Here is an 11084-nt window from a genome sequence, read left to right on the forward strand (position 1 = left end):
GTATTTAGGGAAAGTGTATGAGAGTAACGGAAGAGCAATTGCATGAACTGATCAGCAATAAACTTCAGAAAGCGGGGCTTACCAAGGAGCATGCAGATATGACGGCAGATATCCTCACCTGGTCTGATGCAAGAGGAATTCACTCCCATGGAGCTGTCCGGGTGGAGTATTATTCCGAGAGAATCGCAAAAGGCGGTATCACCGCTCATCCGGATTTTAGATTCGAGCGAACAGGCCCGGCAAGCGGGATATTCCATGGGGATAACGGCTCTGGATATGCTGCAGCAGTTCTCTCCATGAGAGAAGCCATTAAGATGGCAAAGGAAACCGGCATAGCAGTGGTCGGAGCCAAGCATATCTCCCACAGCGGCAGCCTGGGATATTATGTGGAAATGGCAGCAGCAGAAGACCTTGTTTCCATCTCCATGTGCCAGTCAGACCCAATGGCAGTTCCTTACGGTGGCTCAGAGCCTTACTATGGAACCAATCCCATTGCTTTCGGAGCGCCGGGAGCTGACGGAAGAAACATCATATTCGATATGGCTACAACGGTTCAGGCCTGGGGAAAGGTGCTGTATGCCCGTTCTAAGAAGGAACCCATTCCAAGCACCTGGGCTGTGGATGTCAACGGGAATCCAACAACCGATTCCACCCTGGTAAATGCCCTTGTTCCCATTGCAGAAGCAAAGGGATATGGATTGATGATGATGGTAGATATTCTTTCCGGTGTTCTTTTGGGCGTACCCTTTGGAAAGCATGTGAGCAGTATGTATGAAGATCTGTCAAAGGGCAGGGATTTGGGGCAGCTTCACATTGTAATTGATCCCAACAAGTTTATCGGCCTGGAAAGATTTAAAAAGGATATAACCACTACCATGGAAGAACTGGCTGCCATTAAGCCGGCGGAAGGCTTTGATAAGGTCTATTATCCCGGAGAGAGGGGACTTATCAGAAAGGCCAAATACGACAAGGATGGCATAGAAATCGTGGATGATATCTACCAGTATTTAATCAGTGAAGATATTCATTACAACCGCTACGACCACAAGAACAGGTTTGCTGAGTAAAAGGAGTTAATAGAGTCTCCTGATAAGGAATGGGAAACGGTGATTATATTTAAAAGGAGAGTAGTAACATGATTAAAACCATAATTCAAAAAGGAAGTTATCAGGATTCCGTAGTTCTTATGTTGCTTACCAATAAAATCTCTGCCATGCCGGGAATCAATAAAGTTTCCATTATGATGGCTACACCATCCAACAAAGATCTGTTTAAAGCAAGCGGCTTGGAGACTCCTGAATTAATGGAGGCTAAGTCCAATGACATGGCTATTGTGGTAGATGTGGAATCAGAGGAGACTATCGGGCAGGTTTTAAAAGAAACAGAGCAATTTTTAAGCAACCAGTCTAAGAATTCCGCTGGAAATGAAGAGACCAATGTGGTATCTTCCTGGGAACAGGCTCTTAAAAAGATGCCCGATGCCAATCTGGCAGTTCTGTCCATACCTGGCATGTATGCAGCAGCAGAAGCTGACAGGGCGCTTGATGAGAACTTGAATGTATTTATTTTCAGCGATAACGTATCAAAAAAGGATGAAATATACTTAAAACAAAAGGCTCATGAAAAAGGTCTTCTGGTCATGGGACCGGACTGCGGCACAGGAATCATCAAAGGTGTTCCCATTGCCTTTACCAACAAGGTTAAAATGGGCAGGATCGGAGTCATCGGTGCCTCTGGTACAGGAATCCAGGAGGTGACAACCATCATTGACCAGTTGGGAGAAGGAGTGGCAAACGCCATTGGAACAGGCGGCAGGGATTTATCCGCTGAGGTAGGCGGAATTACCATGCTGGATGCCATTGACGCCATGGAAAAGGATTCCCAGGTAGAGGTTGTTGTGATTCTGTCAAAGCCCCCGGCTAAGGAAGTAAGGGATGTGATTGTAAAAAGGCTGTGGAACTATGAAAAGCCTGTGGTAACCTTATTCCTGGGTGAGAAACCGGAGATCCATGAAGAGAATTTCTATCATGCCTATACTTTGGATGAAGCGGCCAGAATCGCAGTTTCTTTGGTAAGAAACGAAGCCATTGTACTGGACCCATGGAAGCCTTCTGTGCAGGAAGGGTTTAAGAAAGAAGACCTTAAAACCATAAAAGGCTATTATTCAGGCGGAACCCTGGCATCAGAGGCAGTGATGCTGATCAAGGAGACTGTCGGCATTTCCGGAGCAGGAGATAAGCAGGAAGGCTATATGCTCAATACAAAGGGCTATACGGTCATAGATCTGGGAGATGACGTTTATACTGTGGGCAAACCCCATCCCATGATTGATCCCACAAACAGGATTGCATGTATGAAGCAGGCTTTGGAGGAAGAGCAGACCGGAGTGATTCTCTTTGACCTTGTACTGGGGTATGGTTCTCATGAAGACATGGCAGGTGCCCTTCTTCCCGGAATCCAGGATATGATGGAGCATTTAAAGAATCAGGGACGCAGAGTTTACTTTGTAGCCACTATTTGCGGAACAAAGGCTGATAAGCAGAACTATGATTTGCAGAAGAAAAAACTGGAGGATGCAGGAGTCATCGTTTGCACCAGCAACAAGAGAGCAGTGGAAACCGCCCTCTATCTGATCGGCTATTCCTATCAGGAGGAGGAAAAGACCATTGAGCCAAGGGAAAAGATGAAAGCAGATAAGGTTCATTCCGTATCTGAGCATGTTATGGAATTGCTTGAGCAAAAGCCCAGAGTCATTAACATCGGACTTAAAAGCTTTACTGACGTGCTGGAGGAATTCTCCTGTAAGGCAGTACAGTATCAGTGGACGCCGCCCGCAGGAGGAGATCTGGAATTGATCAAGGTGCTGCAGTATTTAAGAGGCCACAAATTTTCCAGCTAGGCAGGAATCGGCAAAGATGACTTATGTGGATATAAGGAGGTTCTTATGTTATATGGTACAATTGATGATGCAAATCAGGCAGTCATACAAAAAATAATTCTTTCATCGCCGGTTTTATTGGATGTGGTGCCGGCAAAAACCGTAATTAAAGAATTAGGGCAGGGCAAGGTGCTTCTTCATGCAGGGCCTCCCATTCTCTGGGAGAATATGACAAGTCCTATGCAAGGCTCCTGTATTGGTGCGGCCCTGTTTGAAAAATGGGCGTCTACCAAGGAGGAAGCAGTCCAGCTTTTAAGCCAGGGAGAGGTAGAATTCATTCCCTGCCACCATGTAGATGCCGTAGGGCCTATGGGAGGCATTACTTCAGCCAATATGCCGGTATTTGTGGTAGAGAATACTACTGATGGAAACAGGGCCTACTGCACCATGAATGAAGGAATTGGCAAAGTTCTCAGGTTTGGTGCATATTCCAGAGAAGTCGTCTTAAGGCTGGGCTGGATGAGAGATGTGCTGGGACCGGTGCTTTCCCTGGCCCTCAAAGAGTATAAGGAAGGACTTGCCATCAATCCTATGATAGCAAAAGCAATTGCCATGGGAGATGAATTCCATCAAAGGAATATTGCAGCTTCCCTGTTGTTCTTAAAAGAGGTGTCCCCTGTTATAGCAGGCCTGTCCATCGAAGAGGAGAAGAAAAAAGAGGTTATCCAGTTTCTGGCAGATACGGACCAGTTCTTTTTAAACATTATGATGGCAGCATCTAAGGCAGTTATGGATGGAGCCCGTATGATTACTGAGGGAACCATTGTAACCGCAATGTGCAGAAATGGGGAAAATTTCGGTATCAGAATCAGCGGCATGAAGGATGAGTGGTTCACAGCACCGGTCAATACTCCCCAGGGTCTTTATTTTACTGGATATTCAGGAGAAGATGCCAGCCCGGATATAGGAGACAGCGCCATTACAGAAACCTTCGGCGTAGGCGGAATGGCAATGATAGCAGCACCTGCTGTTACCCGTTTCGTCGGTACAGGCGGATTTCCCGATGCTCTTCGCATCAGCAATGAAATGATGGAAATCGTAATTGGACAAAATCCTAATTTTGCCATTCCCACATGGAACTTTCAGGGAACCTGCCTGGGCATAGATGCAAGATTGGTGGTAGAAAAAGGAATCACTCCGGTTATCAATACAGGAATTGCCCATAAGGAAGCCGGTGTGGGGCAGATCGGGGCCGGTACGGTTCATCCGCCCATTGAGTGCTTCCAAAAGGCAGTGAAAGCTTATGCAAAAAAATTAGGTTATAAAGGATAAAGATTATGATAAGATTATCAGGGCAGATGGCAGCATCAGAGCTGTTAGAAACATTAAACCAATGGGATACATATAGAATCCACAGTCAATTTGAAAGTGGATGCAATCTGGTGCTTCCGTCCTCCCTGTGCTTTATAGGAAATAAAAACAACGCTCTGGTTCCTTATGGTATTTTATTAAATAAAGAAGATCTGCCTGTATTTCTGGCACAGGTTTCCTTCTCTGGCTGCTTCCGGTGGGATGGCAGAAATAAAGTCCTGTATTCGGATTTTACAGAAATTTCCTTAAAAGACACCCGGATATACAGCAGCTTCATTGAAAAAAAAGCTTATCCCATAGACTGGGAAGGGCTTGAGATGTTTGAAAAGCTCATTGATTGGGAGCTTCCTACCGGATTCGGAGAATCCATAAGCTCCCTTCTGATGACAAAGGAAGTGGAAGAATTATACCAGGCCTTTACCGGATTCAGGGAAGAGGCTGAAAAAATAATAACGAAATGGATAGGAAGAGGGATGGGGCTGACACCGTCAGGAGATGATTTCCTTATGGGGCTCCTTTTCATAGACCGGATTTATCCCATATTGGGAGAGCCGTTTCTCTCAGGGTTAAAGGCATTGACAGGCCATGGGTATACGACCGATATCAGTGAGCATTATTACCATTGCGCACTGGCAGGCCGTTTTCATTATGCCGCGGTGGGACTGTCAGATGCCTTGATTCAGAAGAATTCTTTGTTGATTGGGAGGTATATTGATGAGATAAAGATGATAGGGTCTACCTCTGGCTGCGATATGATTTCAGGTATGGCAGCAGGGGTTCGCTTTATCAAAAGCAAGGCAAAAATTTAATTGGAGGTCCGTGAATGAAGAAGATAAAGTTATCAATGACAGTACAGATCATAATTGGGATGATTGGAGGAATGCTGCTTGGAATCGGCTTCGGGGATAAGGTGAAGGATATCAAGCTCATAGGAGATATCTTCCTTCGTCTCATTCAGATGTCTGTCGTGGTAATGGTCATGGGGGCAGTAATAGAATCTGTAGCTAATTTAGATCCCAAGGATTTAGGGAGATTTGGCATTAAGATGCTGTTTTGGTTTCTGCTGACTACTGTGATCGCTGCAGTCATAGGAGGTGCTTTGGGCCAGCTCCTTTTACCCGGAAAAGGACTTACCCTGCCGGTCTCGGATCAGGTTGTCCAGGTCTCGGATAAAGGAATTTACAGCATGATTCTTGATTTCCTGCCCAGCAATATCGTAGAGTCCATGGCAAGTTCCAATATGATTCAGGTAATTGTATTTTCCGTATTATTTGGCACATCCCTTGGAGCGTACCGCATAAGAAAGGAGAACAGCCAGCTCATTAGAGTCATAAAAGAATTTAATGAAGTGATACTTGGAATTGTACGAAGAGTTATGAAACTGGCCCCATTGGGAATCGGAGCGCTTCTGGCTTATACGGCGGGCGCAACAGGTATCAAAGTCGTCATGCCATTGATTAAATTTCTCTTTGTATTCGGAATTGGCTCTCTTTTGTACATGGTGGGCATGATTGCTTTTGTATCTTTTTATTGCAGGGCCCATCCGGTTAATGTGGTAAGAAAGCTGTTTAATATGACAATGGTTGCATTTACTACAACTTCTTCCGCTGTTACCCTTCCAACTCAAATGGAAGACAGCGAAAAGAAGCTGGGAGTCAGCAAGAAAATATCAGGCATTGTCATTCCTCTGGCAATGACTTTAAACAGCAATGGTTTATCCATGTTTCTTGCTCTGTCATGCATTACCATTTCCCAGATTTACGGCATTCCTCTTTCCGGTCCCCAGCTGGTTCGCATTATTGTATTATCAACCCTGTCCTGTCTTGGAACTGTGACCGTTCCGGGAGGCGGTTTGGTGGCCTTGGCTACGGTAGTTCCCGCTCTGGGGCTTCCTTTGGAAAGCATTGCTTTTTTGTTCAGCATTGACTGGTTTTCCGGAATGTTCCGCACCGTATTAAATGTAGATACTGATGTTTTAATTGCCATGATAATAGCGAAGGATGAAAATGAACTGGATTATGAGATTTTAAACGGCAGTCCATGATTATGAACATATTCAGGGAAGAGAAAGGGGCATTGTTCCGGAAGCAATGCTCCTTAGATGGTGGAGGCAGACAATTCTGTGTGCAGGAATTTTACATAAATGCCGGATTGCTATGATAAAAAACACATAGTATAATAAATCAAGAGACGTGGAGACGATTCAGTATGTAAAAAGAGAGGCATAATATGACCGTTGAGAAATTATTAGAAGAACCAGTATTTCGAAATTTAAAGGTGCTAAATAAAAAGGCTGATTTAAAAAGAGAGATTTTCACGGTTGAATCCACAGAGACGCCTGATGTTGCATCTTATTTACCCAAGAATACGTTATTAATTACTACCGGAATGGCTTTCAAGGAAAACCAGTCCGGCTTATGTGAGTTTATCCATAGCCTGGACCGTTTGCCTTGTGCAGGGCTTGCCATTAAGCTGGGGCGTTTTATTGACTCTTTGGAGCCGGAAGTCCTGGAGCTTGCGGACCAGTTGGGATTTCCTCTGATTCAGATTCCCTCTCATATGACTTTGGGGGAAGTGTTTCAGCAGTTATTGGCCTATATCTGGGACAATCAGAATGCAGAACTGACCTTTGCTTTGAACACACAGAAGAAATTTTCCGGGCTCCTGCTTCAGGGAGCTTCCATGAGCGTAATGATGAATAACTTAGGGCTGGTTCTTAAAAAACCGGCCGCATTATTGAATCCCTTTGGAGAGGTGGAAGCAGCAGCTCATACCTGCCAAAAAGAACATTTAAGAACAGCACAAGGTCTGTTTTATGATCTTTCTCTCTATGAAAAAAAGGCGGACAGTTTTGAAAACTTTATTAATGGGTCAAAGACCAATCAAAAAATCCTTATTTATCCCATACAGACGGTTGGAAAAAATCCTTATTATCTTTATATTTACGGCGGTGAGGAAAAAGAGGATGCCTTATCCGGTATTGTGATCGAACAGTTGATTTTAGTATTCGGCATCTTTTTATATAAAAATTTGTACGTGAGATGCAATCCCTTAAAGCAAAAGGAATCAATTTTACATATCCTTGTAAATAAACACAGGAAAGAACGGTGGTCCGCCGCCCAATTGTTCACGGTAGGGGAGAAATATGGGTTAAAGCCGGCTTCCTGCTATAAAATAATCCTGGCAACCCTGGAGCCCTTTGGAGGAAGGGAATTTGATTTTTTAAACCTGTCCTATAGAGAAGAGCGGTATATTTTGATATATGATTGGCTGAACAGGAAGGTGCTGGAGAAATTCCACGGGGATATCATCATCTTTCCGGAGACCTTGACTTATCAATACGTTTTGCTGATACAGGGGAATTACAGAGATCTGGAGAATGTTCTGGAAGATTACCACGAGGCTTTACTGCGCTTACTGCAGGTTCATATTACATTTTCCTTTGGCAACAGTGTGGCACAGCTTGATACCATTGAAAATTCTTATAATACGGCATTGGAAAGCTACCAGTACGGGGAAGAGAAGGAGAACATTCCTTATATTAAATATTTCAAATCAACCAATGCCAATGAACTGTTTAAGATGGTTTCCGGAGAACAGATCAAGGGCTTCTGTCTGTACCATCTGAAAGGCTTGACCAATCCTGAGGATGAGATGACATTAGAACTCAGGAGGACTCTTAAAACTTATCTGGACTGCAGATGCAGTGTGACGGAGACTGCCAATCATATGTTCCTCCACAGGAATACCATTAAGTACCGGATTAAAAAATGCGAAGAAATTCTTGGCAGGGAAATTGCAGATGCAAATTACTGTTTTCAATTACAATTGAGTCTGGTGTTGTTAGAACAGAGCGGCTGAAATCCGGTTAACGGATAAGGCCGCTTTTTATGGATTTACCATTGTCATTGCTTGAAGATTGATGTAAAATTTATATAGTTTTAATTGTCATGGGAATGAATATAAAATTCGGTGGCATGATGATAATAGAATTTGAAAGAGTGGACTTTTTTGATCCATTCTATTGACAATGAAAAAGATGAAGAGACAGGAGGTTCTTATGAAAAAAGAAATTTACCTGGCAGGAGGCTGCTTCTGGGGAACAGAAAAGTATTTGGGAAATATTCCGGGAATCTTATCCACGGAGGTGGGGTATGCCAACGGCAATACGGAGAACCCGACATATGAACAGGTATGCTACCATAGTACGGGACATGCTGAAGCTGTAAAGGTGGAGTATGACGATTCAGTAATAGGATTGCCTTTTATATTACAGCTTTATTATGATGTAATCAATCCTGTCAGTATCAACCGGCAGGGAGGAGATGTGGGTTCCCAGTACAGAACCGGAATTTATTTCATTGATGAGAAGGATGAACCGGTAATCCGGGCTTCCATTGATGAACTGCAGAAAAAATATAAAGAGAAAATTGCCATTGAGGTAATGCCTCTGAAACAGTATTCCAGAGCAGAGGAATATCATCAGAAATATCTGGACAAGAATCCCGGCGGTTACTGCCACATAGGAACAGACAAGTTTGAAAAGGCAGAAAAGGCGGTGGATGTAAGCAGGAAATACCCGAAGAAATCCCAGAAGGAGCTAAAGGAACGCCTGACAGACCTTCAATTTGAAGTGACTCAGAACAGCGCTACAGAACATCCCTTTCAAAATGAGTATTACGATGAGTTTCGGGAAGGAATTTACGTGGATATTACCACAGGAGAACCGCTTTTTGTCTCGGCTGATAAATTTGAGTCAGGCTGCGGCTGGCCCAGCTTTTCCAGACCCATTGATTCCAGCCTGATTTCCGATCACATGGATACAAGCTTTGGAAGAGTGCGGACAGAGGTGAGAAGCAAAAACGGCGACGCCCATTTAGGCCATGTCTTTGAAGATGGACCAAAGGAACTTGGAGGACTGCGCTACTGCATCAACAGCGCTTCCCTGCGCTTTATTCCCAAGGAAGAAATGGAGCGGGAAGGCTATGGCAGTTATCTGAAACTGTTATAAGCCTCCGCCCAACCGGCAAATAAATTTACGGAAGAGGATATTTATTATGAAATTAGGTATAGTCGGGTCAGGGATCATTGTACAGGAATTTCTGACCATCACCCATCATTTGAAAGAAACGGAACTGACAGCCATCTGTTACACAGAAAGAAGCCGGGAAACAGGCAGGGAGCTTGCGGGCAAGTATCATATCAAACAGGAGTTTACCGATTATGAGGAATTTTTAAACAGCGGTGCGGATACGGTCTATGTAGCTCTGCCCAATCATCTGCATTTTTCCTTTGCAAAAAAGGCTTTGGAGGCTGGAAAGCATGTGATTGTTGAAAAGCCCTTTACACCGACTTATAAAGAAGCTGTCATTTTAAGTGAACTGGCAAGGGAAAAGAGGCTGTTTTTGCTGGAAGCAATTACGACCCTGCATTTTCCCAACTATAAAAAGATAAAGGAAATGCTGCCGGCTTTGGGGGATATTAAAATTGTCCAGTGCAATTATTCCCAGTATTCCAGAAGGTATGACAGCTTTAAAAAGGGCGAGATTCTTCCTGCTTTTGATCCCAGCTGCTGCGGAGGCGCTCTTATGGATATTAACATTTACAACATTCATTACGTTGTAGGATTATTTGGCAGGCCAAAGAAGGTGGAGTATTTTCCTAATTTGGAAAAAGGAATTGACACATCGGGAATTCTGGAGCTGGATTACGGAACATTCCAGTGTATCTGTGTGGGGGCAAAGGACTGCAAGGCTCCTATTGCCAATAATATTCAGGGGGATAAAGGCTGTCTGTATCAGGATACACCGGTCAATGTCTGCAAGAATTTTCAGGTGTTTTTAAATGATGGAACAAGCTCCTTAATTAATGAAAACAGTTATGAGCACCGTATGGTCGATGAATTTATAGAATTTGAATCCATGATCAACCGGAAGGACCTGGAAACATGTTACCAGCTTTTAGATCATACACTGACTGTATGTGAGGTCCAGAATATTGCGAGAAATAAGGCCGGAATCGTATTCCCGGCAGACGCTTAAATCAGGCAGGGGTTCAGATATATGTTCTTTTCTGTGGAAAAATATGATATGATTGGTTATGATAACAGTGATTACTGACCATGAGCGTCAACAGGAAAGGAGATAAAGAGCCTATGAGACTTATGTTTAAACAGCGTTTTTTCTCTTGGTTTGACAGTTATGATATATATGATGAAAATGGAGATACCGTGTACACAGTGAAAGGAAAGCTGGACTGGGGACACCGGCTTGAGGTTTACGATCAGGCTGGAAGGTATATGGCAACCTTGAAGGAAAAGGTTCTTACATTCCTGCCCCGGTTTTTCATCCAGGTTGACGGGCAGACCGTGGGAACCATTACTAAGGAACTTACATTTTTCAAGCCCTCTTTTTCCATTGACTGCAATGGCTGGAGAGTGGAGGGAAGCTTATTTGAATGGGATTACCGCATTCTTTCCGGAGAAGGCAGGGTAGTGGCCCGGATTGAAAAAAAGCTTTTTAACTGGACCGATACTTATTCCATTGATGTGGAAGACCCTCAGGACAGTCTTATGGCATTGATGGTTGTTCTGGCTATTGATGCGGTTAAGTGCAGCCAGAGAAAAGGGTAAACGGCTGTGCCGCGGATTATTGCTGAAAACAGGAAAAACACCTCGTTATTAATTGTAAAAGATTAATGGCGGGGTGTTTTTTTAATGATTTTATTGACTTATAAGATGAATTTTTGGGGGATAATCTGCTTATTTAAGGTGTTGCTTAAAAGGTAAACCTTTTTAACAATATAAAAGAATATAAAGGCACGACATACATTATAA

Annotated in this window: 9 protein-coding genes; all 9 read left to right on the forward strand. The window is 43.6% G+C overall.

Annotation, left to right across the window (positions count from 1 at the left end; all coding sequences use genetic code 11):
* The first annotated feature begins 17 nt into the window (after positions 1-17).
* The 9 genes from allD (at position 18) to V7M78_RS17000 (ending at position 10880) form a co-directional block, all read left to right on the forward strand.
* Positions 18-1067 (forward strand): ureidoglycolate dehydrogenase, encoded by a 1050-nt coding sequence (gene allD, locus V7M78_RS16960; protein ID WP_333651552.1) that lies wholly within the window; start codon positions 18-20, stop codon positions 1065-1067.
* Positions 1068-1135: 68 nt separating this feature from the next.
* Positions 1136-2899, forward strand: coding sequence for an acyl-CoA synthetase FdrA (fdrA, locus tag V7M78_RS16965; RefSeq protein WP_333651553.1), 1764 nt, complete (start codon positions 1136-1138; stop codon positions 2897-2899).
* Positions 2900-2944: 45 nt separating this feature from the next.
* Entirely contained in the window at positions 2945-4210 is a 1266-nt protein-coding gene (locus V7M78_RS16970) for a DUF1116 domain-containing protein (RefSeq protein WP_333651554.1), read from the forward strand.
* Positions 4211-4215: 5 nt separating this feature from the next.
* Complete coding sequence (locus V7M78_RS16975; RefSeq protein WP_333651555.1) at positions 4216-5058, forward strand: DUF2877 domain-containing protein; 843 nt, start codon at positions 4216-4218, stop codon at positions 5056-5058.
* Between the two features lie 14 nt (positions 5059-5072).
* On the forward strand, positions 5073-6293 hold the full coding sequence (locus V7M78_RS16980) for a dicarboxylate/amino acid:cation symporter (protein WP_333651556.1): 1221 nt from the start codon (positions 5073-5075) through the stop codon (positions 6291-6293).
* Between the two features lie 185 nt (positions 6294-6478).
* Complete coding sequence (locus V7M78_RS16985) at positions 6479-8110, forward strand: PucR family transcriptional regulator (protein ID WP_333651557.1); 1632 nt, start codon at positions 6479-6481, stop codon at positions 8108-8110.
* 199 nt (positions 8111-8309) lie between these two features.
* Positions 8310-9260, forward strand: a complete 951-nt coding sequence (gene msrB / locus V7M78_RS16990; protein ID WP_333651558.1) for a peptide-methionine (R)-S-oxide reductase MsrB — start codon at positions 8310-8312, stop codon at positions 9258-9260.
* Positions 9261-9306: 46 nt separating this feature from the next.
* Positions 9307-10290 carry a Gfo/Idh/MocA family protein gene (locus tag V7M78_RS16995; RefSeq protein WP_333651559.1) on the forward strand — a complete coding sequence of 328 codons (984 nt, stop codon included), beginning with the start codon at positions 9307-9309 and terminating at the stop codon, positions 10288-10290.
* Positions 10291-10403: 113 nt separating this feature from the next.
* Positions 10404-10880 (forward strand): LURP-one-related/scramblase family protein, encoded by a 477-nt coding sequence (locus tag V7M78_RS17000; RefSeq protein WP_333651560.1) that lies wholly within the window; start codon positions 10404-10406, stop codon positions 10878-10880.
* Positions 10881-11084 lie beyond the last annotated feature (204 nt).

Origin of the sequence: Lacrimispora sp., from assembly GCF_036758025.1 — a bacterium.
GTDB lineage: Bacteria > Bacillota > Clostridia > Lachnospirales > Lachnospiraceae > Lacrimispora.

Bases quoted from the DNA above. Each gene is read 5' to 3' on its own strand.
- allD (WP_333651552.1), top strand. From the start codon at position 18: ATGAGAGTAACGGAAGAGCAATTGCATGAACTGATCAGCAATAAACTT.
- fdrA (WP_333651553.1), top strand. From the start codon at position 1,136: ATGATTAAAACCATAATTCAAAAAGGAAGTTATCAGGATTCCGTAGTT.
- V7M78_RS16970 (WP_333651554.1), top strand. From the start codon at position 2,945: ATGTTATATGGTACAATTGATGATGCAAATCAGGCAGTCATACAAAAA.
- V7M78_RS16975 (WP_333651555.1), top strand. From the start codon at position 4,216: ATGATAAGATTATCAGGGCAGATGGCAGCATCAGAGCTGTTAGAAACA.
- V7M78_RS16980 (WP_333651556.1), top strand. From the start codon at position 5,073: ATGAAGAAGATAAAGTTATCAATGACAGTACAGATCATAATTGGGATG.
- V7M78_RS16985 (WP_333651557.1), top strand. From the start codon at position 6,479: ATGACCGTTGAGAAATTATTAGAAGAACCAGTATTTCGAAATTTAAAG.
- msrB (WP_333651558.1), top strand. From the start codon at position 8,310: ATGAAAAAAGAAATTTACCTGGCAGGAGGCTGCTTCTGGGGAACAGAA.
- V7M78_RS16995 (WP_333651559.1), top strand. From the start codon at position 9,307: ATGAAATTAGGTATAGTCGGGTCAGGGATCATTGTACAGGAATTTCTG.
- V7M78_RS17000 (WP_333651560.1), top strand. From the start codon at position 10,404: ATGAGACTTATGTTTAAACAGCGTTTTTTCTCTTGGTTTGACAGTTAT.